Source organism: Shewanella sp. K8 (assembly GCF_028823715.1).
GTDB lineage: Bacteria > Pseudomonadota > Gammaproteobacteria > Enterobacterales > Shewanellaceae > Shewanella > Shewanella algae.
Window position 1 is genome coordinate 1 of record NZ_JAPEHY010000001.1, and the last position, 24035, is coordinate 24035.

The 24035-nt window shown below is 50.9% G+C and carries 20 protein-coding genes and 1 rRNA gene; 6 read left to right on the top strand and 15 right to left on the bottom strand.

Features of this window, described 5'->3' with window-relative positions:
* Positions 1–122 precede the first annotated feature (122 nt).
* Positions 123–238: ribosomal RNA gene (gene rrf / locus ON072_RS00005) — 5S ribosomal RNA — on the top strand.
* Positions 239–860: 622 nt separating this feature from the next.
* Positions 861–3347, top strand: a complete 2487-nt coding sequence (locus tag ON072_RS00010) for a putative bifunctional diguanylate cyclase/phosphodiesterase (protein WP_037467712.1) — start codon at positions 861–863, stop codon at positions 3345–3347.
* Here the strand turns inward: ON072_RS00010 and ON072_RS00015 are convergent.
* Positions 3262–4275, bottom strand: a complete 1014-nt coding sequence (locus ON072_RS00015; protein ID WP_144218787.1) for an alpha/beta fold hydrolase — start codon at positions 4273–4275, stop codon at positions 3262–3264. The two genes, ON072_RS00010 and ON072_RS00015, sit on opposite strands and share 86 nt — an antisense overlap.
* Before the next feature lie 67 nt (positions 4276–4342).
* Positions 4343–6121: a DUF885 domain-containing protein gene (locus ON072_RS00020; RefSeq protein ID WP_109247418.1), complete on the bottom strand. Its 1779-nt coding sequence runs from the start codon at positions 6119–6121 to the stop codon at positions 4343–4345.
* A 198-nt stretch (positions 6122–6319) separates the two neighbouring features.
* Between ON072_RS00020 and add the strand changes: the two genes are divergently transcribed.
* Positions 6320–7315 carry an adenosine deaminase gene (add, locus tag ON072_RS00025; protein WP_123115415.1) on the top strand — a complete coding sequence of 332 codons (996 nt, stop codon included), beginning with the start codon at positions 6320–6322 and terminating at the stop codon, positions 7313–7315.
* Between the two features lie 65 nt (positions 7316–7380).
* Here the strand turns inward: add and hemN are convergent, their stop codons facing one another.
* The 6 genes from hemN to ON072_RS00055 all read right to left on the bottom strand — a co-directional run bounded on the left by hemN (position 7381) and on the right by ON072_RS00055 (position 12225).
* Positions 7381–8757, bottom strand: a complete 1377-nt coding sequence (hemN, locus tag ON072_RS00030; protein ID WP_081737146.1) for an oxygen-independent coproporphyrinogen III oxidase — start codon at positions 8755–8757, stop codon at positions 7381–7383.
* 349 nt (positions 8758–9106) lie between these two features.
* The gene (locus tag ON072_RS00035) at positions 9107–9574 is read right to left on the bottom strand and encodes a DUF2489 domain-containing protein (RefSeq protein WP_025009062.1); all 468 of its coding nucleotides are present in this window, start codon (positions 9572–9574) and stop codon (positions 9107–9109) included.
* A gap of 11 nt (positions 9575–9585) precedes the next feature.
* Complete coding sequence (yihI, locus tag ON072_RS00040) at positions 9586–10110, bottom strand: Der GTPase-activating protein YihI (RefSeq protein WP_208164466.1); 525 nt, start codon at positions 10108–10110, stop codon at positions 9586–9588.
* Between the two features lie 47 nt (positions 10111–10157).
* Positions 10158–10844 carry a methyltransferase domain-containing protein gene (locus ON072_RS00045; RefSeq protein WP_025888988.1) on the bottom strand — a complete coding sequence of 229 codons (687 nt, stop codon included), beginning with the start codon at positions 10842–10844 and terminating at the stop codon, positions 10158–10160.
* A 107-nt stretch (positions 10845–10951) separates the two neighbouring features.
* Positions 10952–11206, bottom strand: a complete 255-nt coding sequence (locus ON072_RS00050) for a hypothetical protein (protein WP_028780364.1) — start codon at positions 11204–11206, stop codon at positions 10952–10954.
* Positions 11207–11604: 398 nt separating this feature from the next.
* A complete protein-coding gene (locus ON072_RS00055; RefSeq protein ID WP_025009066.1) occupies positions 11605–12225 on the bottom strand; it encodes a c-type cytochrome in 621 nt (206 codons plus the stop codon).
* A gap of 169 nt (positions 12226–12394) precedes the next feature.
* Here ON072_RS00055 and yihA point away from each other — a divergent pair, with 169 nt between their 5' ends.
* Positions 12395–13045, top strand: a complete 651-nt coding sequence (gene yihA, locus ON072_RS00060) for a ribosome biogenesis GTP-binding protein YihA/YsxC (protein WP_025009067.1) — start codon at positions 12395–12397, stop codon at positions 13043–13045.
* 653 nt (positions 13046–13698) lie between these two features.
* Here the strand turns inward: yihA and polA are convergent.
* On the bottom strand, positions 13699–16467 hold the full coding sequence (polA, locus tag ON072_RS00065; protein WP_208142314.1) for a DNA polymerase I: 2769 nt from the start codon (positions 16465–16467) through the stop codon (positions 13699–13701).
* A 385-nt stretch (positions 16468–16852) separates the two neighbouring features.
* Between polA and elbB the strand changes: the two genes are divergently transcribed.
* On the top strand, positions 16853–17506 hold the full coding sequence (elbB, locus tag ON072_RS00070) for an isoprenoid biosynthesis glyoxalase ElbB (RefSeq protein WP_025009069.1): 654 nt from the start codon (positions 16853–16855) through the stop codon (positions 17504–17506).
* A 112-nt stretch (positions 17507–17618) separates the two neighbouring features.
* On the opposite strand, the gene glpG is transcribed toward elbB, so the two are convergent.
* The 5 genes from glpG to ON072_RS00095 all read right to left on the bottom strand — a co-directional run bounded on the left by glpG (position 17619) and on the right by ON072_RS00095 (position 21923).
* Entirely contained in the window at positions 17619–18452 is an 834-nt protein-coding gene (gene glpG / locus ON072_RS00075; protein WP_208142313.1) for a rhomboid family intramembrane serine protease GlpG, read from the bottom strand.
* A 3-nt stretch (positions 18453–18455) separates the two neighbouring features.
* Positions 18456–18758, bottom strand: a complete 303-nt coding sequence (gene glpE / locus ON072_RS00080) for a thiosulfate sulfurtransferase GlpE (RefSeq protein WP_025888989.1) — start codon at positions 18756–18758, stop codon at positions 18456–18458.
* Between the two features lie 78 nt (positions 18759–18836).
* A complete protein-coding gene (gene tdh, locus ON072_RS00085) occupies positions 18837–19862 on the bottom strand; it encodes an L-threonine 3-dehydrogenase (RefSeq protein ID WP_025888990.1) in 1026 nt (341 codons plus the stop codon).
* 23 nt (positions 19863–19885) lie between these two features.
* Entirely contained in the window at positions 19886–21079 is a 1194-nt protein-coding gene (locus ON072_RS00090) for a glycine C-acetyltransferase (protein WP_071238782.1), read from the bottom strand.
* Between the two features lie 199 nt (positions 21080–21278).
* On the bottom strand, positions 21279–21923 hold the full coding sequence (locus ON072_RS00095) for a TetR/AcrR family transcriptional regulator (RefSeq protein ID WP_025009072.1): 645 nt from the start codon (positions 21921–21923) through the stop codon (positions 21279–21281).
* A 119-nt stretch (positions 21924–22042) separates the two neighbouring features.
* On the opposite strand from ON072_RS00095, the gene waaA reads away from it, so the two are divergent.
* The gene (waaA, locus tag ON072_RS00100; protein WP_208164465.1) at positions 22043–23314 is read left to right on the top strand and encodes a lipid IV(A) 3-deoxy-D-manno-octulosonic acid transferase; all 1272 of its coding nucleotides are present in this window, start codon (positions 22043–22045) and stop codon (positions 23312–23314) included.
* Here the strand turns inward: waaA and ON072_RS00105 are convergent.
* Positions 23300–24016, bottom strand: a complete 717-nt coding sequence (locus ON072_RS00105; RefSeq protein ID WP_062793653.1) for a 3-deoxy-D-manno-octulosonic acid kinase — start codon at positions 24014–24016, stop codon at positions 23300–23302. The two genes, waaA and ON072_RS00105, sit on opposite strands and share 15 nt — an antisense overlap.
* Positions 24017–24035: the final 19 nt, after the last annotated feature.

Consider the following 24035-nt stretch of genomic DNA (forward strand, 5'->3'; position numbering starts at 1 on the left):
TGACTCGAGAGGCTTAACCATACAACCCAGATGGGTTTTACGGACTTGAAGAAGTCGATACTTGATTGAAGTTTGAACTCAGGCTCTGAAGAAGAGCACAGCTTTCCAGATTACCAAATATGTCTGGTGACAATAGCATTGTGGTCCCACCTGATCCCATCCCGAACTCAGAAGTGAAACGCAATCGCGCCGATGGTAGTGTGGGGTCTCCCCATGTGAGAGTAGGTCATCGCCAGACGCCCAATTTTATTTTCACTTTTTAAAAAAAGTGGAGACAAAACAGTAACAAAAAAGCCCTAGCTAAATGCTAGGGCTTTTTTGTTTGTCTCGCTTCCAGCGAGAACGACTTAACATGCAGCCCCAAGCTGCTTACGCAGTGAGGGCCCCTCAGCTCGCAGCCAAGCTGCTTCGCGCTACAGCCATCTATCAAGCTGTGCTTGATGAGCAGATGTCTTTCGCCCCCATGTGAGATGGTGCTGTGGAGATATTGAGAATGGCTCGACCCGTTTGTTTGGTCAGATTTATCCAGTCTCTGGAGCACAAAGATTTCACCCAACCGGTATCCTCAATAAAGGTACTCGTGGCTTCTTTGGGTTTGGAACCTATGGATTTTGCTTAGCCCCACCCCATTGATCCTGCTCGTGATATCTACTACCCCTTATTCAGGCGAAAGCCGCTTTGGATTGTTTGCCCTTAGCATTCCCTGGTTGTTTAAGCTTCCTACCTGCATTACCTGGCAGCGTCTTTGAGCACGAAAACAATTTTGAAGTTAGACTCTTTGCCTGTAAGTTAATTTGCCGTTAGCATTAAGCGTTATGTGTGCCTTCTTGTCATGAGCATCAAGGATTTCATTTGTGAAGATGCCAAGGCCTGCCATGGCCTATGTTGTTCCTTTTTGTGTATTTTTTATTTATCTCTGTCTTGTTGCCGGGGAGTATTTCTATGAGCGTCAGTCGCTGGAGTCTGAGGCTGCTTCGGTTCAGATAGAACAGCTCAAGAAAGAGCTGTTCAGGATGCAGCATCTTGTTGAGAAGGCTGTAGGTAACCACAACCTGGATAGCGTGGCTGAAGAAATATCTCTGGCGGCAACCGACTTCAATATAATGGTGTATATCCTGCTTGATGACACCAGCCTTATTCGCCACGCCAATCATGTAGTCTGGCGCGACAGCCGGGCTTTGCAGGTTATCGATGGCTATTCTATGGAACTGCAGCGGCAAGTGGTCAACTCAGGTAAACCCTTGATATTTGCCAATCCGGATCGACTATCGATACAAGCCTATTACCCTATAGCTGCAGAAGCCCCCGTGGGCTTTGGTGAAAAGGTCGAGCTAATCTACCTGGAATATGATTTGTCACCGGCAATGGCTAAGGTGACAGATGCTCTTAATGTACGGTTTATGCGGGTTTGGGGCTTGGGAGCCTTGTTCGTTTTGGGCTTTATGCTGGTGTTGCACTTTATGCTGATCCGCCCTTTAAGAAGCTTGGTTTGGCAGGCCCGGAAAGGTGAGAGCAGCTCTTTTCATATAGATAGTCCGTGGCTTTTCAGCGAAGTACGGGTGCTGCAGGATTATTTACATCAGAGTCAACAGAAGTTGCAGCGAACCCTGAAACAATTGAGAGACAATGAGCAACGCTGGTTATTTGCGGTGGAAGGAACCCGCAATGGGATCTGGGATTGGAACATCGCCAGCGGCGAAGTTTTTCTGTCGGACCGCTGGAAAGAGATGATAGGTTATGGCCCTCATGAGCTTGAAGGGCTTTATTCTACTTGGGAAAGTCGACTTCATCCCGATGATAGAGAGGCGGTGCTGTCGTCTCTACAGGCCTACCTCAATGGTGAAACCGAGGCGTTTGAAAGTGTTCACCGTCTGCGCCATAAAGAGGGGCACTATATCTGGGTGCTGGACAGGGGAATGCTGGTTGAATGGGATGAGCAGGGGCGCCCTTGCAGGATTATCGGTACCCATGCTGATGTGTCGGATGATGTACGTAATCAGCAAGCTCTGGCCCATTTAGCCAATCATGATGCATTGACTAACTTGGCTAACCGTCGCGCCTTGATGGACGCCTTGTATGAGCAGCAAAAGCACTGTCACAACAGCTTGCAGTGTGCAGCGCTGTTTCTTATCGACTTGGATAATTTCAAAACCATTAATGACACTCTAGGACATCACTTGGGAGATCGGCTGTTGATACAACTGGCCGCTCGTTTCTCGGGCTATTTTACTGCCAATACTTTGGTTGCCAGGTTAGGGGGAGATGAGTTTGTTATCCTGGCAAAAGACCTGACCCAAGACAAAACCACTGCGGCAAGGCGGGCCTTGGCGTTGGCCAGTGAGATCAGACAGTTGGTTGCCAGACCCTTTAATATCAGTGACAAGCAGCTGCATGTGTCTGCCAGCATCGGTGTCTGCCTGTTCGATGATCAGGATGATATTGATGCCGAGGAGCTTTTGAAGCGAGCCGATATGGCTATGTTCCAGGCCAAGGAAGGCGGAAGAGATAACTGCATGATCTACAACTCCGAGATGGAGGTTAAGGCTCACCAGAATCTGCTGATCCAGAATGAGCTGCGCTATGCCATCGAGCGGCAACAACTCTCTTTGGTTTATCAGCCAATAGTTGATAGTCAGGGGCAATTGACAGGGGCAGAGGCGTTATTACGCTGGCAACATCCGCAGCAGGGGAATATTTCGCCGGCGGACTTCATTCCCATTGCTGAAGGCAGCGGCCTTATCAGTGAGATTGGCCATTGGGTCATTCTTGAAGTTTGTCGCTTCATTCGTGAGCAGCAGGCCAAAGGCATAAAAGTGCCTAAAATTGCCATTAACCTCAGTGCCAGGCAGTTTAACCAGCCTGAGTTTGTGGAACGCCTGATCGCCTTGTTGAAGGCCCAGGGGATTGCTACGGATGCATTGGAGCTGGAGTTGACTGAGTACGCCCTGTTGACCAACTTGTGCATCATGAATACCCGAATCGATCTGTTGAAGAAGGCCGGGATATCTGTGGCGATAGATGACTTTGGTACAGGTTACAGCTCGTTGAGTTATTTACAGAATCTGCCCCTATCCAGACTAAAGATAGATGCCTCTTTTGTGCAGAAGATAGGCTCGGGGCGTAGTGCCGATGCTATAGTCAGGGCCATAGTCGAAATGGCCCACAGCCTGGAGCTGAAAGTGGTTGCCGAAGGGGTTGAAACGGCTCAGCAAAGAGCCTTTTTGAACCAGCTCGGCTGTGACAGCTTCCAGGGATATCTGTTCAGTCAGCCTCTGTCTGAGACTGAGTTCGCGACTCTGTTGCATGCGCCGAAGCATGAGTTATTGTGTGCTGCGCCAGGAAGTTGAAAATAGTACTCAGCACCTGCTCGCGTATTGCATCGATTTCAATAAAGAGTTCATGCCTGGCTCCCGTGATCTTTTCCAGTATTACCTCGGGGCCAAGGGCTGCGATTTGCGCCTGGTTATCGACGATAGTGTCCTGCTCAGCTTGTAGAATGAGGATCGGGACCTTGGACTCTCTGGCTGCGGTGATAGTCTTCTCGCAAGCATCCAATGCTTCTATCAACCACTGATTGGTGGGCGAGCCCAGTTGGATCTCCGGACGTTGCCGGCATAAATCCAGTAAGGCCTGATACCGGCTTTCGCTGTGGGTCAATTGATTATCTTTAAACTCGAGTGGACGATAATCATGGCCGGATAACACGTAGTTGGGCTCGGTATGCGGGCCATAACTATTGAGTTTCCCCGCCAACCAACGTACGAAGTTGCGCGGCATTGGCAAACGGATCCCATACATGGGGGCAGAGAAGGCCGCGGCAGTAAATCTCTGGGGATATTGCTGCAAGTACAGAGTACCTATTGCCCCTCCCATGGAGTGGCCTACCAGAAAATACTGTTCATATTGGTTTGAAACTACTACTTGCTCAACGAAACAGTGCAAGTGATCAACATAGTCCTGAAACTTATCTATGTGCCCTTGGTGGGGATTGGCGGTTAGCCTGCTGGATAGCCCTTGTCCAATATGATCCAAGGCGTAGACACTAAAACCTTGCTGATAGAAGTCATGGATCAGCTCCCGATACTTGAGATAACTCTCAACCCGGCCATTGCTGATGACGACGGCCTGTTTCGCCTTTGGGTGGCAAATATAACCGTAGGCCAGCTCTTTACCGAATCCCACTGCCAGCTTGGCATGGGTGACACCTTGCCAGAAAGTCTCCAATTGAGACTGGGCTGAAGCGGGTTCTGCGTTGCGGGCCTGGGTCGTTACCATCCAATATTTCCTGATCTAAAAAAGCCAGTGCTCAAAGGCACTGGCCGAGTGTATCAGAAACAGGGCTTCATTGCTGTGAGGCGATAAAATCGGCTATCTGTTGTTCCAGCACAGACATGGGCACTGAGCCCTGTGCCAAAACTGCATCGTGGAATTGGCGGATATCGAACTTTTCCCCCAGGGCGTCTTCTGCTTGCTTTCGCAGACGTTTGATAGTCAGCTCGCCAATCTTGTAGGCCAGCGCCTGCCCAGGCCAGGAGATATATCTGTCTATCTCTGTGGTGACATTGTGCAGCGACAGAGCCGTATTACCGGCCATAAAGTCTATTGCCTGCTGACGGCTCCAGCCTTGGGTGTGCATACCTGTATCGACTACCAAGCGAGCGGCGCGCCACATCTCGTAAGTCAGGCGTCCAAAGTTGCTGTAGGGATCCTGATAAAAACCCCCTTCCAGCCCCAAATATTCACTGTATAGTCCCCATCCCTCGCCAAAGGCCGAGATATAGCTGTAGCGGCGAAAATCGGGCAGTTGCTCCAACTCCTGATTGAGGGAAATCTGCAGGTGGTGACCCGGAACAGCTTCATGCAGGGTGAGTGCTTCCAACTCATAGAGAGGGCGCTTATCCAAGGCATATGTGTTCACCCAATAAAAACCCGCCACAGTCTCCGAGTTGGAGCCGGAATAGCGCCCGGTTGTATATTTGGGGGCAATTTCTGCCGGTACAGGGGCTACGCCATAGGGTTTGCGTGGCAGCTTGCCAAAATAGCGTGGCAACATGGCGTCGGCTTTTTTGGCAATATAGGAGGCCTCTTTGAGCAGTTGCTCCGGCGTGTTCACATAAAAGCGTTTGTCGGTGCGCATAAAATGCAGAAACTCGGCAAAGCTGCCTTTAAAACCGGTTTGTTTGATGATCTGTTCCATCTCGGCGCGGATCCGTTTTACTTCACTCAGCCCCAGTTGATGGACTTGCTCAGGCGTCATGTCCAGAGTGGTGTAGTACTTGACCCTGTTTTCATAAAAGGCCCGACCATTGGGCAGAGCTGATGCGGCAATGCTCTGACGGGCGCCGGGGATATATTCCTCGGTCATAAAGTCGTAGAAGGCTTGATAACTCGGTAACACATGCTGCTCGACACTGACGTACCCGGCATGGCTCAGTTCCTGTTTAAGATTGGCAGAAAAGTGTTCTGGAAACGTCTCAAACGGCTTGAAATAGCTGCTTTGCTGCACTGGTACCATATAGGCCTGAATACTCTGTTCAAACCCTCTCAGCACAGATTGCGGCTGAGTGATGCCCTCGGCAAGCCCTTGGCGCATCCAGTGTATCTGTTGCTGGAAATAGCGCGGCAGAGATCGCAGCTTCTGCAGGTAATGACGGTAATCGGCTTCTGTCTTGAATGGCCCGGAGGCCATAGAAGCAATGTAAGCGTGGAAGCCACTCTCTGAGGTAATCGGCAGGTAATGGGCCTTGAACCTGAAGCTATCCACGCTCTCCTGCAATTGGTATTCGAGAATACTGGCATTGATGGCGGCTTCTTTGCTCAGCTGTTCTCTGGGTATGGCCTTTAGCCGTTGCAAAAGTGCTGAATTGGCCGCAGCATCGGCCGCCAGAGCTTCAGCTGACAAGTCTGCTAACTTACCCGCGGCCGAGTCATCGCCAAACTGGAAGGCCATCTGTGGGCTTTCTGCCAGCCTTTGCTGCCAGGCATCGGCTATTAACTGCTGGAGTTGGCTATCGGCTTGGGATAGTTGCTTGCCTATTTCTGGCGTGTTGGCTTCATGAGTAGGGTGTTGGCAGGCGCCCAAGAGTCCGGTGAGCAATAGGGGTAGCAGGAGTTTTTTCATTTGATTTTGTTCCTTTTTTATCCTTGAGAACGGATTATGCCTCAAGCTTGGTGGCAGCCCCAGCCATTCGAGCTCACCTTTTGGTAACAAAGCCTGTCTGCAGACTAAGAGGTGTTAACAAAAGGCGTGTTACACTTAAGCGTCCCCAGACCAAAAAATAACTAAATTGGCGGGGTAGTTCATACAGGGGTTATTTTTATGATTGATACTTCAATTCCGTTGGTCGATTTACATCGCCATCTGGACGGTAATGTTAGGGTTGAGACCATATGGGAACTGGGTCACCAACATGGCATTGCCTTGCCGGCGGCCTCGCTTGATGCCTTGGCACCTTATGTACAGATCCAGGGCAAAGAATCCAGCCTGGTGGCTTTCTTGAAAAAGCTGGACTGGATGGTTGCCGTGCTGGCCGATTTGGATGCGGTAAAGCGGGTGGCCTATGAAAATGTCGCCGATGCGGCATTGTCCGGGTTGGACTATGCCGAATTAAGGTTCAGCCCTTACTACATGGCAATGAATCACAAGCTGCCGATAGAAGGCGTGGTGGAAGCCGTTGTTGATGGCGTAAAAGCCGGGCTCAAGGACTATCAGGTTAAGATAAAACTGATAGGTATTCTGTCTCGCTCGTTTGGTCAGCAGGCTTGTACTCAGGAGTTGGATGGCTTGCTCGCGCACAGGGAGTCTCTGGTCGCGGTTGATTTGGCCGGTGATGAATTGGGTTTCCCCGGTGAGTTGTTTAACGAGCATTTCAAGCGGGTGCGTGATGCCGGACTTCAGATAACGGCTCACGCCGGAGAAGCCGCCGGTGCCCAAAGCATGTGGCAAGCCATCAAGGAGTTGGGGGCGACTCGCATAGGCCATGGGGTCAATGCTATTCATGATCCCAAATTGATGGAGTATCTGGTGGAACACAAGATAGGTATCGAGTCCTGTCCCACCAGTAATCTACATACTTCCACTGTGAGCAGCTATCAAGAGCATCCGCTGCGAACCTTTATGGAAGCCGGTGTGCTGGTTGGCTTGAATACCGATGATCCAGGCGTCAGTGCCATAGATATCAAGCATGAATATCGTGTGGTTAAGCAGGAGATGGGCTTCACCGACGCTGAGTTGGCCAAGCTGCAGCGTAATGGCGTGGAGATGGCCTTCCTCTCAGACAGCGAGCGCCGGGAACTTTACGCCGCTAAAGCATAAAAGTTTGGTTAAGACACAAAAAAAAGCCGATGAATGATTCATCGGCTTTTTTATTCTAGTCAGGGTTAAATTACCCGGGAGAACTGTTGCTGACGTGCCTTTTCTCGGAAGTAGACATCGAAACAGATACAGATATTACGGATCAACAGGCGCCCGGTTGGGCTGATGCTGATCTGACGGTTTTCAATGTTAACCAGTTTATCGTCGATAAAGGTTTGCAGCAGCTTGAGATCTTCGGCGAAGTACTCTTCAAACTGGATCCCCAGTTGTTGCTCCATCTTGGCCATATCAAGCTCAAAGTGGCAGATAAGCTGCTTGATCACCGCACGACGGATTTCATCATCACGATTGAGTTTACAGCCTTTCCACAGAGCGTGGCCCTGCTCATCTATGGCTTCATAGTAAGGGCGAATATCTTTTTGGTTCTGCGCATAACAGTCACCAATCTGACTGATGGATGACACCCCTAGTCCAAGGAGGTCACACTCTTCCTGGGTGGTATAACCTTGGAAGTTACGGTGCAATCGGCCTTCTCTTTGCAGCTTGGCCAGCTCGTCATCGGGTTTGGCGAAGTGATCCATGCCTATGTATTGATAGCCGGCGCCGGTCAGGGTCTCAATAGTCTGATGCAGCATGTCCAGCTTCTGTTGTGGGCTGGGCAGGTGCTCATCTTTGATTTTTCGCTGGGCCGCGAAGCGGGCCGGCAGGTGGGCATAGTTGAATACAGACAGACGGTCTGGAGACAGATCCAGAATTCGCTGAATGGTTTCGGCAAAGGTTTCCGGTGTTTGATGAGGCAAGCCGTAAATCAAATCGACATTGGTAGAGACAAAGCCCATCTCTTTGGCCTTTTTGATCAGCGCAAAGATGAAGTCTTCATCCTGTTCACGGTTAACTGCTACCTGAACCTCTTTATTGAAGTCCTGCACCCCAATGGATATACGGTTGAACCCTGCCTCTTTGAGGGCATCTAGCATAGACAGTTCGATTTCTCTAGGGTCGACTTCGATAGAGTATTCACCCTGTTCGGCAAAGTTGAAGTGACTCTTCAATAGTGACGATAACTTGATGATTTGCTCTGGGTTAAGGAAAGTCGGTGTGCCACCGCCCCAGTGCATCTGAGTCACAGTGTAGTGCTTGAACAGAGGCGCCCGCTTGACGATCTCGGCTGCCAGGTACTCTATGTACTGATCGGCTTTGTGCTGATGCCGGGTGATTACCTTGTTACAGCCGCAGTAGTAGCACAGCTTGGCGCAGAAAGGGATATGGATATACAGAGACAGTTTGTCGCTTTTGCTGCCGGCTATGGCCGACAATAGATCGCCTTCGGTGAATGAGTCGTCAAACTCCAGCGCCGTTGGGTAGGAAGTATAACGGGGACCGCTGTAGTTATATTTCTCGATCATTGATTGATCCCAGCTGATATGAGTGGGCTGCTTCAAGGCGTGTCCTCCGACAGTAAATTAGCAATGAGCGAAGTATGCAGGGTTATAGCTCAAATAACCTTGATCCAGGTTGTAAAAATTACATGTACACAACTGGACGTTAGGGAATATCCATGAAAACGCTTTCGATGTCTGTTGTCTTATTGAGGTTTTGTGCACCGACTCACGCCGGGGAAGGGATTCAGCGGGTGCGATAGCTACTCGGCTGAATAGATAGAGGGTTATTAACCCACTATCTATTAAACTGACATGTTTGGGCCAAGAAGGCCATATGGGCAGACGGTTTGAAGAGCGTTAGTGTAGAAAGCGCTGCCGACTGCTGAGAAGTAAGCCGGCAGTTGAAACCTTAGTGGGTTGGCTTTAGCTGAAACTCGGAGAGTTTCTTGGCATCGGCCAATATGCCTTGTTCCAGCTCGGCTTCAGACTTCATTCTGGCCAGGTCGAGCCGCATCCGTTCTTGCTTGGGTAACTGAGCCCTGGCCTCCAGAATTGGATGATCCTTGATGCGCTCAAAATGCATAAACACATCCGGGTAATCACCACTGACTCTCTCTGTCAGCGACAGCAGATCGAACAGTTTAACGATTCTGACCACTCCTTCAGACAACTCACAACGCTCTTCTGTCATTGCGGCAGCAATATAGCGAATATCGGCAAGCAGGGATGCCTGTTTAGCTTCCATAACCGCCTTTTGCTCAGCCATCGCCTGTTCTCTGGCTTGAGTTTGTTTCCTCAGACGCAGCAGCAACACTGTGGCATAGGCGCTGAGGCCTATGATGATCAACATGGCTAAGGTGATAAGGATAAACTGCATCCCGGCCTCCGTTAGTTGTCTTGGTATTGTTTCAGAAGCTCAGCACCGGATTCGAATTTCTCCAGCAATTCGTCATCGCTATGACTCTTGCTTGGGGCTTCATCGGCCTGATCCAAATCGGTAATGCCAAGTTTTTCCATCAACTTCTCTATCTTGGCCAATTGCCGCTCCAGCCATTGCTGGTCATCGGCGGCCAGTTCCCGTCCTTCTTCCAGCTGATCCAGCAGCTTATTCAGGCGCGGATCTTCCTCCAGTTGCAGCAGCAACTGTTCATCGGTCAGTTTGGGTTGTTTGGGCTGTGCAACCTTTTCTTTGATTATATCCAGAGCGACAGGCTTTTTACTGCCAAGGCGGATATCTTGTTTGTCAGAGCCTGCCCGCTTTTGCCCCTTTGGAGCAGCAGGGTTTTGGCGGCTGCCCGCCTTATTGCCTGAATCCTGTTTCTTACGGGCCGGAGCGCGCTCAGATTTCTTGGTTCTGGGGGCTAGTTTGGGGTTGTTCTCGCCGACTTTACGGGTCTTTTTACTACGGGACATAATTCTCTCGATAAAAAGTAGTTGGTTGCGTCCGAACCGTGCCGGGTTCAGTCTACAAGCGGCGGTTCTGCATCAAGGTCGCGTGTTATAGCAGATCCTGATGTTTTTTGCATCAAGATGAAGTCCTGCGCTGCAAATATTAGCTTAAATTTACCCAGAGATGCCAAGTAAGCAAAAGTCTGCTGCTGGTAGAAGCTGACATGAGTCGGATTGTTCTTGTAATGCCATTTGGCAAACGCCGTCAAAGATGTCAGTAGCGGAGTGGATATGGCCAGCCAACCCCCTGGTTTCAGCAGCGTTTCGATTAAGCTCCACTCTTTGGCTGGGGTTCTGAAGTGCTCGAACACCCGAAAACAACAGATAAAATCATATTGGTGGTGTAGTAGCTGGTGGTCTGCCGCAAAAAAGGGATCGAATTGTTGTAAATGGTGGCCGGCGTTGCTGATCTGCTGCAGTCCTTCTTCGCTTAGCACCCGGCCGAAGTTGAGACCAAATAGCGGCGCGGGTTGCAAAGATTGAAGTTGTTCCAACAATGGGTGGATAAAGCGTGCCAACTGCTTTTGCTTTCCTGCTTGGCGGGCTCTGCCGTAACGCTGTTTCTCGGCATCGGGTAACAAATAACTGCTGGAATCTGCAAACAACAGCCGACATTCGGGACAGAGATAAAAACCTCGTTTCTTATCCTGAAAGCTGAGTTCAGCATGATCGTTATGACACAGTGGGCAACGACGCATGGACTAATTAATATCTGCTCAACGGTGGTTAATAAATTATGCCATAAAAAAAGGCGGCAGTATGGCTGCCGCCTTATGATGGTGCTAACTAACACCTGATTCTGATTTCAAGTTTCCTTACTTGCTATGCGACTTTCCCGGTCGATATCCTTCTTTTTTTGACAGCTTTCCCTGCAGCTTTTCTCGTTATCGGTCTTCCAGACACTTTCTTGGGTTTCCTGCAAATAGCGATAGCCAAATTGGCTCATCATTATCCAGTCGTCTTCTGTGACGCCTAACAGACCATCCTTGTCTACTAAGTACCTTCCAGTGATAACAAGCTTCCAGCCAGTGCATCCAAAGCGCGTTGCTTCCTGTGCCAATGTTTGAGTCCTGCAAACATCTTCCTGTTGGAGCAAGTTCCCCTGTTAATTCGTAAGGACAATGCTAAAAAGCGGTTTGGCAAAATCGCCGGTTCCTTACTTTTATTGACCTGGATTTCAAACTGAAATCTCGACTCGTTATTATTATTTGCGAGTGGTCTTAGTAGTCTTATTGTTATTGGATTGCTTTATTCTTATATCTTGAATGTAAATCATACCGAAACCTGAATGTTGTTGGTAAAGTTTTTATACAAACAGATGGGTTTATCTCGGTACGGGCACATTAAACCTAAATCTGTGATCTGTGTCAAGCATTAATATTTTCAGTTTACGTAAACGTAAACTTTATGGCTTAAGAAAAGGGTGAAACGTCACCCCTTTCCAAGCTACAGCAAAAATTACTTCAGGCTGGAGATGTACTTGGCCAGCGCTTCAATGTCTGCATCATTCAGCTTTTTAGCTGTGTCCTGCATCATTCCGTTTAAGTCGTTATGACGGCTCTGATCACGGAACTTATTCAACTGGATCTTGATGTAGTTGGCGTGCTGCCCAGCAACTGCCGGGAAACCGGCCAGTTCACTGCCTTTGCCTTCAGGACCGTGACAAGCGGAACAAGCGGCTATGCCACGAGACATATCACCACCCTTGAACAGCTTCTCGCCGGCATCAGGAACATCCTTAACTTCAGCAACCTGCAATGTTTGGCTGGCAAAATAAGCTGCAACATCGGCAATATCCTGATCGCTCAAGGCTACCGCCATGCCGCCCATGATAGGATCCATACGGCCATCTTTGCCACCGGTTTGGGCTGCACTACGAAACTCCCGCAGCTGTTTTTGCAGATAGGTTGTGTGCTGACCAGCCAACTTGGGATACATGTCGATCATGCTGTTGCCATCAAGGCCATGGCAGGCAGAGCAGACAATGGCTTTGGTTTTTCCCGCTTCAGCATTACCTTCAGCAATCGCAGGTGAAGATATGGCGGCGACTACAGACAGCGCAAGGGCTAACTTTTTCATGGCGTTCCAACTTCTTTCGTTAAATTATTGTCCTGAGCTTACTAGGGTGACCCGCAAGCGTGGTAAAATACAAATAATGTGATCGGGCTAATATTTTACACGAAAACGTGGAAAAGTAAGCAAGTCTTCAATATTTATGCTATCACCCAGCAAAATTCCGGAGTCAGAAGTGACAGCAACTCGTATCGATTTTCGCAAGACAAAATTCCTTATCAGTGCGCCTGATATTGCCCATTTGGACAAGCACTTACCGGGCGACACCGGCGTGGAAATCGCCTTTGCCGGTCGCTCAAATGCCGGTAAATCAAGCGCTTTGAATGCTTTGACCGAGCAGAAAAACCTTGCAAGAACCAGTAAAACTCCAGGTCGTACTCAACTGATCAACGTGTTTGAGCTCGATGAGCAGCGCCGTTTGGTGGATTTACCCGGCTATGGTTTTGCTCAGGTACCACTGGCCATGAAGCTCAAATGGCAAGAGTCGCTGGGTGAGTATTTACAAAAGCGTGCTTGCCTGAGTGGTGTGGTGGTGCTGATGGATATTCGCCATCCGTTGAAAGACTTGGACTTGCAGATGATTGAATGGGCTGTTGCCAGTGAGATCCCTGTGCTGGCACTGCTGACCAAGGCTGATAAGCTGCCACAGAGTGCCAAGATGAAGACGGTCAATGAGGTACGTAAAGCGCTGGCTGACTTTGGTGATTGGGTCAGAGTCGAGCCTTTCTCATCACTTAAGGGAACCGGGAAACCTAAGGTTCTGGCGATTCTGGATGAGTGGTGCCATCCAGCCTGGTTGGAGCAAGAAGAGAACGAACAAGAGTGATGGACTCAAACTATGCAAACGGCAGCCATATAGGCTGCCGTTTTTGTATCTGCTGTGTGTGCCGGGAGAATTCAGGACAAAAAAAACCGGCGACTCAGTCACCGGTTAAATTAGCTCTTTTGGGGAGAAGCTAAAATTTCAACAAGACTCAAGTACCATCAAACTTGGACTTCGATGGCTCTCAATGGCGGTAGCATAACGCGAACTGAATCAGTTTTAAAGTAATTACTCTAAAAAATATTGCAGACGAAAAAAAGCCCCAGCAAATGATTGCTGGGGCGCCAGAATTTGGCTGATCACTAAAAGTGAAATAAAGGTCTGAAAGATAGAACATCTTAACCTCTGTACCCTACGCCGAGAATAATACTGTATTTATCTCTAATGGGAAAACTGTTTTTTCAAAAAGACGACAATAATGTGGAGTCGATCACAAGAATCGTTGGCTAGAAAAGCGCCTTTTGATCTTTAAATTACAAAAATGAGCTTAAAAAGCAGGCTTTTAGCGCTGGTTTGTCGATTTTTTGCCAAAAATTGTTGTTTTTAGTTCAGGTAGGGTAGCTAATGACGGGAGCAGATGCGGATAATCATAGCCTTGTGTTCAAAACACAAAAAAGCCATCCCGAAGGATGGCTCTTGATGGAATAGATAGATTATCAGTGAGCCTGATCCCAGCTGTCACCCAAGCCGGCTTCAGCCAGCAAAGGTACATCCAGGGTAGCGGCTTCAGCCATGAGTTTGCAGATCTGGTGTTGTAGCTCTTCGGCTTTCGCTTCATTGACTTCAAACACCAATTCATCGTGAACCTGCATGATCATGGTGATTTCCCCCTTGGTATCAGAGGCTATCCAGTCGGCAACTTTGATCATCGCCTTCTTGATGATGTCGGCTGCTGTTCCCTGCATAGGAGCGTTGATTGCAGCCCGTTCTGCGGCTTGACGCCGCATGGCATTGCGATCACGGATTTCCGGTAGATACAGGCGCCGACCAAAGAGTGTGGAGACATAACCTTGCTCGGCAGCGAGTGCCCTGGTCTCTTCCATATACTTGAGCACGCCGGGATAACGCTTGAAGTAGGTATCCATATAGCTTTGTGCTTCAGTGCGGGGAATATCCAGTTGGCGTGCCAAGCCAAAGGCGGACATGCCATAGATAAGACCGAAGTTAACCGCCTTGGCCCGTCGGCGCTGCTCTGGAGTGACAGTTTCAAAAGCCACATCAAAGACTTCAGCCGCCGTTGCTCTGTGAATATCTTTACCCTCGGCGAATGCCGCCAGCAGGCCGGCATCCTGGGACAGGTGAGCCATGATCCTGAGTTCAATCTGTGAGTAGTCGGCGGCCAGAATCTTGCGTCCTGAAGGTGCGATAAAGGCCTGACGAATTCTGCGCCCCTCTTCGGTGCGGATAGGAATATTCTGCAGGTTAGGGTCGCTGGACGACAAGCGGCCGGTGGCAGCGTTGGCTTGATGATAGCTGGTATGCACCCGGCCGGTTTTGCCATTGATCATCAGCGGTAACTTATCTGTATAAGTGCTCTTGAGCTTGGTCAGGCTGCGATGCTCGAGAATGATCTTTGGCAATGGATAATCCAGCGCCAACTCTATCAATACCTCCTCGGCGGTGGATGGCGCGCCTTTCGGCGTTTTCTTGATCACCGGATAACCCAGCTTTTCGAAGAATAGTGCCTGCAGCTGTTTGGGAGAACCCAGATTGAACTTCTCTCCGGCTATCTCATAGGCTTTTTGCTCCAGCGCATCTATCTTTTGTGCCAGCTCATCACTCTGCTGCGACAGTTGCATACTGTCGATCAACACTCCGTCGCGCTCCATCTGTGAGAGCACCTGAATAAGCGGCAACTCAAGTTCGGTGAAAACGTTGGCTAACTCTTGCTCCCGCTCAAGCCTTGGCCACAGGTGTTGGTGTAGCCTGAGTGTGATATCGGCATCTTCGGCGGCGTAAGGCGCCGCTGTTTCCAAAGGGATCTGGTTGAATGTCAGCTGCTTGGCGCCTTTACCGGCAATATCTTCGAAGCTGACACATTTGTGCCCCAGATACTTGAGCGCCAGGCCATCCATGTCGTGTCTGGATGCTACAGAATTGAATACATAGGATTCGAGCATGGTATCGAAGGCGACACCGGCCAGTTTGATACCGGCATTGGCCAGAATACTGATGTCATATTTTAGATTTTGACCGACTTTCTTTATCTCGGGATCTTCGAGAATAGGCTTGAGTTTGGCCAATACCCCTTCTCTAGGCAGCTGCTCGGGGGCATCCAAGTAATCGTGTCCCAGTGGCAGATAGGCGGCTTCTCCAGCCTTGACGGCAAAGGACAAACCCACCAGTTTGGCGTCCATATAGTTGAGGCTGGTGGTTTCAGTATCTACCGCCATCAGTTCGGCATCGGCCAGCTTTTTCAGCCATTTTTCCAGTGCGGCTTCTGTCAGTATGGTTTCGTATTCTGTCTCTATAGTGACTTGAGATGGGGGTTCTTCCTGAGTCTCTGGCGCTGCTGTGTTGGCCGCCTTGGGGTGCGGCATCTTGTTGTCCAGAACTTCTGCCAACCAACGCTTGAACTCCATCTCGCCGTAAAGCTGTGTCAGTTGGTCTTTATTGGGCTCGGTAATATTGAGTTGATGCCAATCCAGATCCAGCTCGCAATCTGTTTTGATAGTTGCCAGATCGTAGGATAGTTGCAGCATCTCGGCATTGTCGGTGATTTTCTTGGCCATGGTCTTGGCACCACGGAAGCCAAGTTCCGTGACACAATCCGGTTGCTGCAGTAGCTTGGCGACACCACCGGCCCCTGTCAGCATGGCCAACGCGGTTTTCTCACCCACACCAGGCAGTCCCGGGATGTTATCGGCCTTGTCGCCCATTAGGGCCAACAGGTCGATGATAAGCTCGGGGCCGACACCAAATTTACTGGTGACCTCTTCCGGTCCCATTATGGTGTCTGTCATTGTGTTGATCAGGGTGACATTGTCATCCACCAGTTGCGCCATATCCTTATCGCCTGTGCTGATCAGAATGGCACGGCCTTCCTTACTGGCCCTGGAGGCAAGAGTGCCTATCACGTCATCGGCTTCAACCCCGGGAATACAAAGGAGTGGCAGGCCAAGAGCCTCGATGATGGCATGCAGGGGGGCTATCTGACTTCGCAGATCATCAGGCATTGGTGGCCTGTGGGCCTTATACTCGGCGTACATCTCGTTACGAAACGTGGGACCCTTGGCATCAAAAACAACCGCCATCTGTTGTGGCTTGTATTTGCCCAGCAAGCTGCGCAACATATTGACTACGCCATAAACAGCCCCGGTAGCTTCACCCTTGGAATTGGTCAGGTGAGGTGGTGCATAGTAGGCCCGATAGAGGTAGGAAGAACCATCCACAAGGACGAGGGGGTTTTCTGCTATTGTTGGCATAGTTTTGTTTCAATCTAAGCTGTCTTAAGTGCTGCTAAGCATGCCATATCAAGGCATTTTCGGCCATGACAAAATCACCCACAGCCTGTGGATAAGTCTGTGAGTGAAAAAATCAACATAGAGAAAGGCGGTAGAGAACAACATAAAGTTGTTTTTATAACTTGTTGATATTTATTTGTTATTTGTTTTTTTGTGAGTCAGGTAAAAGTTTTACTAAATCTTATCGGTTGTGGATTTTTTAAATTCCTTTTCCTGATTCGCACCTTGGTAGCGGTAAAAATCGCCTCTTAGCAGAGACGATGAATTAAGTTAGCATGATTTTTAATCAGATCAACCAGTTTGTAACTGGTTTGTTAAACCCAAATGACATAAGAGGGAGTTTTTAATGAAAAAAATCGCAGTTCTTCTCAGTGGTTGCGGTGTCTTCGATGGCAGTGAAATCCATGAGGCGGTGTTGACCCTGCTGTCCCTGTCTCGTTCGGGCGCGGCTTACCAGTGTTTTGCCCCTGATATTCCTCAAATGCATGTGGTCAATCATCTCAAGGGTGAAGTCGTGGAGACTGAGCAGCGCAATGTGTTGGTGGAGGCTGCTCGAATTGCCAGGGGTGATATCAAGGCGACTTCTGAACTGAATGTGGCTGACTTCGACGGCCTGATCATTCCCGGAGGCTTCGGGGCCGCCAAAAACCTCTGTAACTTTGCCGTAAATGGCAGCAATAGTGAGATTGCCGCTCCGGTACGTGAATTTATCAGCCGTTTTATCAGTGCAGACAAGGTGGTGGGTTTTATCTGTATCGCGCCTGTGATGATCCCGAGCCTCTATGGTGAAGGGGCCAGAGGCACCATAGGGACGGACGCCGAAACCGCAGCGGCCTTTGTAGCCATGGGCGGTGAACATCAAAATGCCAAGGTAGATGAAATTGTGGTCGACAGTGAGCGCAAGATAGTCAGCACCCCGGCTTACATGCTGGCAGGTTCCATTGCCGAGGCCAATAGTGGCATTGAAAAGCTGGTGGCCAAGGTGTTGGAGCTGGCCTAAGCCCTGTCCAAGTTACTTTGAACCTATTCAAGAGGGAGCCTGAGCTCCCTCTTTTTACTGTTGCCGGCTGTGCAGAGTGACTTTGGCGTGTACAAACCTGAGCCACATAGGATTATTTTTTCCCGCGGTTGTCGAGCCAGCCTTGGGCCAGCCCGACCAAGAGTCCACCCAGATGCGCGCCGTTGGCTATCGAAAGGCCAAACACATCCATAAAGCCAAGTACCAGCCACAACAGCATAAAACCCATCAAGGCCGGTGGCAGACCTATGCCTTTCTCTGGGCTCATACGGCCGCTGACCCAGGTATAACCTACCAGGCCATACACAACCCCGGAAAGACCGCCGAAGTTGGGGCCACTGAGATAGAACTGCACTATATTGGGCAAAGTACCGGCGACCAACAGCAGAGTCAGTAAAGGAGCAAGACCGATACGGTTTTCTATTTTGCCACCCAAGACCCACCACCAGAGTAGGTTAAAGGTGATATGCAGCGCCGAGAAGTGCAGCAGGCTCGGGGTAAACAGGCGCCAGAATTGGCTGAAACCGGCATCCGAAGTGGCGCCGAAGAAGGCCAGGGCTTCGAATACCTGATTGCCGTAGCCCAGGTTCATGGCTGCGAAGATAGCTATGCAGACCAGTAGAATGATCAGCGTCAGCGGTCCGGCGCCGGTAATAAATTGACTCAGCAGTTGCAGCGATGGCGCGCCATAGTCAAAGCGGATTCGGTTGTCGCCATGCTCCCAAGAGGCCTGCAAGTACTTGGGGTTTAACGGATCTTGGACAAAGTCGAGAAATGCTTTGCGCCCCTTGGCTTGGTCTGTGTCCTCAATAACATGGATGGCCACCCCCTGTTCCAGATGTGTGATGCGACAGGGGATCCCTTCACCCTTGAGGTAGTCTACCAGCGCCTGGGCAGCACGTTCATTGGGGAGGCGGCCGATTTCCATGCCTCAGTCCCTCGGCCAGGCAGCGAAACCGCCATCCAGGCTGTAGACCTCATCGAATCCTTGATGTTGCAAATATTCCGCTGCGCTTTGGCTGCTGATGCCATGATAACAGCAGACAACCAAGGGCTTATCCATATCGGCGTCCCTTAGATAGTCGGCCAGATTGTCATTGCCGAGGCGGACGGCTCCTGGAATATGGGCCGTCTCGAAACTGGCAGGGTCGCGAATATCGACTATCTGCAGCTCGGCATCTTCGGCCATCATTTGCTGGAGTTGAACGACAGAAAGGTGTTGGTAACTGGACATACTTTGCCTGTAAAAGAGGTGATGCTTGTTAACAGTGTGCATCAGGGCGCTGCATGAGTACAGCGCCCTGTTTGATGATCAATCCCAGCTGAGAATGACCTTGCCGGATTGACCCGAACGCATGGCATCGAAGCCCTGCTGGAAGTCATCCACCTTGTAATGGTGGGTGATAATAGGTGCAATATCCAATCCTGACTGGATCAAACTGGCCATCTTGTACCAGGTTTCAAACATTTCCCGGCCATAGATGCCCTTTATCACCAACCCCTTGAAGATGACCTTGCTCCAGTCTATGGCCATATCGCCACCCGGGATCCCCAACATGGCAATTTTGCCACCGTGGTTCATGGTATCCAACATGGAGTGGAAGGCCGATGGCACACCGGACATTTCCAGGCCGACATCGAAGCCCTCTGTCATGCCGAGCTCACTCATCACATCTTCGAGTTTTTCCTTGGCCACATTGACGGCTCGGGTTGCTCCCAGCTTGCGCGCCAGTTCCAGACGGTATTCGTTGACATCTGTGACAACTACGTGGCGGGCACCGACATGGCGGCAAACCGCGGCGGCCATAATGCCTATGGGGCCGGCTCCGGTGATCAGCACATCTTCACCGACGAGATCAAACGACAGCGCAGTGTGTACCGCGTTGCCAAAGGGGTCGAAGATAGCGGCCAGATCGTCGCTGATATCATCGGGGATCTTGAAGGCGTTGAAGGCCGGGATCACCAGATATTCGGCGAAGGCGCCTTCGCGGTTAACCCCAACCCCCACTGTGTTACGGCACAAATGAGTGCGGCCACCACGGCAATTACGGCAGTGACCACAGGTGATATGACCTTCGCCTGACACTCGGTCACCAATATTAAAGCCACGAACTTCCTGACCCATATCTACCACTTCGCCGACATATTCATGGCCGACAACCATAGGAACCGGGATGGTCTTTTGTGACCACTCATCCCAGTTGTAGATATGCACATCGGTACCACAAATGGCGGTCTTGCGAATCTTGATCAGCAGATCGTTATGGCCCATTTCAGGTTTGGGCGCGTCTACCATCCAGATGCCTTGTTCAGGCTTGAGTTTACTCAGTGCTTTCATCATGTTACTCCATGGGATAGGTATCAGATGATACCCATCTCCTTACCGATTCGGGTGAAGGCTTCGATGGCCTTGTCCAGCTGTTCACGGCTGTGAGCCGCCGACATCTGGGTACGGATACGGGCCTGTCCCTTGGGTACTACCGGGAAGGAGAAGCCGATGACATAGATATTTTCCTGCAGCAGGCGGTTGGCGAAGTCACTGGCCAACTTGGCATCACCCAGCATGACCGGCACTATGGCGTGATCGGCACCGGCCAGGGTGAATCCGGCTGCAGCCATTTTTTCACGGAAATAACGGCTGTTTTCCCATACCGCTTCGCGCAGTTCCTGGCCCTCTTTGAGCATCTCCAGCACCCGAATCGAAGCGCTGACGATGGAAGGCGCCAGTGAGTTGGAGAACAGGTAAGGGCGTGAACGCTGACGCAGCCAATCGACAACTTCTTTGCGGGCCGCGGTGAAGCCGCCGGAAGCGCCGCCCAGCGCCTTACCCAGGGTGCCTGTGATGATGTCGATACGCCCCATCACATCGCAATATTCGTGGGTGCCGCGGCCGTTCTGGCCGATAAAGCCAACGGCGTGGGAGTCATCGACCATTACCATAGCGCCGTATTGGTCGGCGAGGTCACAGATACCCTTGAGGTTGGCAATAACCCCATCCATGGAAAACACCCCATCTGTCGCTATCAAGATATGGCGGGCACCGGCATCGCGGGCGGCGATCAGTTGGGTTTCCAGGTCGGCCATATCATTGTTGGCGTAGCGGAAACGCTTGGCCTTACACAGGCGGACACCGTCAATGATAGAAGCGTGGTTCAGGGCATCCGACACTATGGCATCTTCCGGGCCAAGCAGGGTTTCAAACAGACCGGCGTTGGCATCGAAGCAGGAGGAGTAGAGGATGGTATCTTCCATGCCGAGAAACTCGGACAGATTGGCTTCCAGCTGCTTGTGAATGTCCTGGGTTCCGCAAATAAAACGTACCGAGGCCATGCCGAAGCCATGGTCTGCCAACCCGGCCTGCGCCGCCTTGATCAATTCAGGGTGATTGGCCAGGCCCAGGTAGTTGTTGGCGCAGAAGTTGATAACTTCTGCTTCGTTGACGCGAATGGCCGGTTGCTGCGGAGAAACTATTACACGCTCGCTCTTGTACAGGCCTTCGGCCTTGACGTCGGCAAGCTGTTGGTTGATCTGATCGTAGAATGAGGTAGATGCCACCTTAAGTCTCCTTGATTGGATTATTCTGTTTATTGGAGTGGTGGCATTTTAACCCTAAAGCCAATGGCTCAACACTCTTTTTTAAGCTGAGCCGACAGGGATAAATCAGATTAGGGCTAGTGCTTGTTTCAGATGAGAAAAACTAAGGAAGTCGAGAAGGAGAAAGGCACCTGAATGACAGATGCCCAAGGCTGCAGCGCTAGTCTTGCTGGTGAGCCAAAGTTTGGTAGTGCTGCTCCAGGCGCTCGAAGGTCGAGGTGGAACTGGGAGTGGCGTAGGCCTTGAAGATCATCAGTACCCTGAGCAGGCCTTCATAGAGTGAAGACTTGGTAATATTGGCTATGCTGGATTGGGTCAGCTGATAGCTGATCCAGAAACTGACTATCATCTTAATGGTATCGGCCAGACTGGAGATCTTGTCTTGCTCCAGCTGTAGAAAGCCATCCTGACACAGTAGCTGCAGCACATGGCTAGAGCGGGTCAGCACCTTTTGCTGGGCTTCCAGATAGCGCTTTTTCAAGGCCTCATCGCGACTGAGGATGTCGGCCAGGTTGGCGTACATAAAGCGAAATTGCCACAGGGTATAGAACATGGCATCGAAATAGCCAATCAACAACTCGACATCGACTTGCCTGTCTTCATAGGGTTGAAACCCCAGTTCCAGATGATTTTCATACTGGGCGAAGATGCAGCGAATAATGTCTTCCTTGTTGCGGAAGTGGTAATAGAGATTGCCCGGGCTTATTCCCAGATGGGCCGCGATATGATTGGTGGTGATGGAGCGTTCGCCGTGTTCGTTGAAGAGTTCCAGACTGGCCTGGATGATTTTATCGCGGGTTTTCATCTGAGTCCTAAATGGTTGCGGCATCATCCGCAATCCGGCGAATGGCTCTTGGTTATGCTGCTTCGGGTATTATGCTAGCATTGTGACAATCCATCAGGCAAAACTCAATTATCCCGCCAATGAACCTTAGTCGTTACTCACTCTTGCTGTATCTGTTGTCACCACTCTTACTGCTGTATCTGGCATTTAGGGCCTTGAAAAGCCCGGATTACCGCGGCAGGTGGGGCGAGCGATTCGGCTTGTTCAAGGCCAAACCGACAGACCTGTTGATCCATACTGTTTCCATGGGGGAAACCCTGGCAGCAGTGCCGCTGATCAAGGCATTGATGCAAGCCAACCCTGACTTATCTGTCACGGTAACGACCACCAGCCCCACAGGTTCCCGCGAGGTGAATAAGGCATTTGGTGACACAGTGCAGCATTGTTACCTGCCGTTCGATCTTCCCTGGTGTGTGCGGCGTTTTCTGAACAGGCTCCAGCCTGCCAACCTGATAGTGATGGAAACTGAACTCTGGCCCAACTTACTGCATCAGGCCAAAAAACAGGGCGTCGGCATCATGCTGGCCAATGCCAGGTTGTCGGCCAAGTCGGCCGCCAAATACCAAAAGTGGGCCGGGCTTAGCCTGCCCATGTTGCAGCTACTGGATAAGGTAGCCGTACAGACCCAAGCCGAGGCCGAACGCTTTATCGCCCTCGGGGTTGCCGGCGACAAGCTGAGTGTTTGCGGCAGCCTCAAGTTCGACCTGCAGCTGGATCAGCACAAGATAACCAAGGCCAGAGGCGAAAGGCAGTTGTGGGGACGCGCCTCGTCCCCGGTATGGGTTGCCGGCAGTGTTCATCCTGGGGAATTTGCCGCCATGCTGGAGTGCCATAAACGCTTGTTGGCATTGTGGCCCGAGGCTTTATTGATCATGGTACCGAGACACCCGGAGCAGTTCGATAATGCCGCCACGGCCATCAAGCAGGCCGGGCTTGCCTATGTGCGGCGCAGCAGCGGCCACGAGCTAGCTGCCGAGACTCAGGTGCTGCTAGGGGATACCATGGGGGAGCTGCTGGGGTTATATGCCTGCGGCGATCTGGCCTTTGTCGGCGGCACCCTGATCACCAATGGCGGGCATAATCCGCTGGAGCCGGCAGCCTTGGGCTTACCGGTATTTGTTGGCCCTCATCATTGGGACTTTGCCGAGATAACCCGTCTGCTGCAAGATGCCGGAGCCTTGCAATTGGTTGAAGATGCTTCCTCACTGGCGAGTGGCATAACGGCACTGTTACAGGATAGCGATGCGAGACGCCGCGCCGCCCAAGCCGGCTTGGAAGTGGTTAGCAGCAACAGAGGAGCACTGCAGAAGCAATTGCAGTTGGCTCAGGCCTTGTTGTCAGGCACTCGCTGAGCCGCGGTAGCCTTCCAGCAGCCACTGCCAGTTCTCTTCAGTAAATTGCAGCTCGGGCTGTTTGCGTTTTTCCTTGTTGAAGGAGCGCAGCAGCCGACTGAGATTGGCCTGTTGCCAGCCATCGGCTGGGGTTCGCAGCTCACCTCGGTCAAAATCAATCAGATAAAAGCCCTGGTTGCTGCTGAGAATGTTTTTGGCGTTGAGATCGGCATGGTAGACACCGCGCTGATGAAAACGGCCAATCAAGGCGCCGAGTTGTTGCCACTGTGGGCGGGACATGGCCTGTTTTTGCAGCAGAGCCACCAGATCCTCGGCACCATGAATGCGGCGGATCAGAATGTCGGCCCGGTACCAGAGCCCGAAGCGTTCCACTTTGGCGGCAATGGGTTCGGGCACAGGTAAACCTTCTTCAAAGAGTTGCTCCAGCAGCGCCAGTTCTGCCATGGCGCGGGTCTTGGTGAGGCCTGTGAACAGGTAGGCGTCTTTGCTGAACTTTTCCATCAAGCCACCGCGCCAATAGTGGCGCAATACCCATTGCTGTTTCTCATGCTCAACAAACCAGGTGGTGTAACGCCCCTTGGATGAGCCGACAATCGCTTGCTGTTGCCGCCAAAAAGATTCGTCAAACCAGGTTTCATCCAGGGCTTGTGGGGCGGCAAGGCTCAGCGCCAGGCAACCCTTGGCGGTGTTTTTAATCTGCATCGGCTATTTGTTCGTTATA

Coding starts and splice junctions, on each gene's coding strand:
- yihI (WP_208164466.1), bottom strand. CDS start 10,110: ATGTCCCGTAGTAAAAAGACCCGTAAAGTCGGCGAGAACAACCCCAAA.
- ON072_RS00035 (WP_025009062.1), bottom strand. CDS start 9,574: ATGCAGTTTATCCTTATCACCTTAGCCATGTTGATCATCATAGGCCTC.
- polA (WP_208142314.1), bottom strand. CDS start 16,467: ATGCCAACAATAGCAGAAAACCCCCTCGTCCTTGTGGATGGTTCTTCC.
- ON072_RS00010 (WP_037467712.1), top strand. CDS start 861: ATGCCAAGGCCTGCCATGGCCTATGTTGTTCCTTTTTGTGTATTTTTT.
- tdh (WP_025888990.1), bottom strand. CDS start 19,862: ATGAAAGCACTGAGTAAACTCAAGCCTGAACAAGGCATCTGGATGGTA.
- ON072_RS00095 (WP_025009072.1), bottom strand. CDS start 21,923: ATGAAAACCCGCGATAAAATCATCCAGGCCAGTCTGGAACTCTTCAAC.
- glpG (WP_208142313.1), bottom strand. CDS start 18,452: ATGGAAATCGGCCGCCTCCCCAATGAACGTGCTGCCCAGGCGCTGGTA.
- ON072_RS00015 (WP_144218787.1), bottom strand. CDS start 4,275: ATGGTAACGACCCAGGCCCGCAACGCAGAACCCGCTTCAGCCCAGTCT.
- waaA (WP_208164465.1), top strand. CDS start 22,043: ATGAACCTTAGTCGTTACTCACTCTTGCTGTATCTGTTGTCACCACTC.
- glpE (WP_025888989.1), bottom strand. CDS start 18,758: ATGTCCAGTTACCAACACCTTTCTGTCGTTCAACTCCAGCAAATGATG.
- elbB (WP_025009069.1), top strand. CDS start 16,853: ATGAAAAAAATCGCAGTTCTTCTCAGTGGTTGCGGTGTCTTCGATGGC.
- ON072_RS00045 (WP_025888988.1), bottom strand. CDS start 10,844: ATGCGTCGTTGCCCACTGTGTCATAACGATCATGCTGAACTCAGCTTT.
- ON072_RS00105 (WP_062793653.1), bottom strand. CDS start 24,016: ATGCAGATTAAAAACACCGCCAAGGGTTGCCTGGCGCTGAGCCTTGCC.
- ON072_RS00055 (WP_025009066.1), bottom strand. CDS start 12,225: ATGAAAAAGTTAGCCCTTGCGCTGTCTGTAGTCGCCGCCATATCTTCA.
- ON072_RS00020 (WP_109247418.1), bottom strand. CDS start 6,121: ATGAAAAAACTCCTGCTACCCCTATTGCTCACCGGACTCTTGGGCGCC.
- add (WP_123115415.1), top strand. CDS start 6,320: ATGATTGATACTTCAATTCCGTTGGTCGATTTACATCGCCATCTGGAC.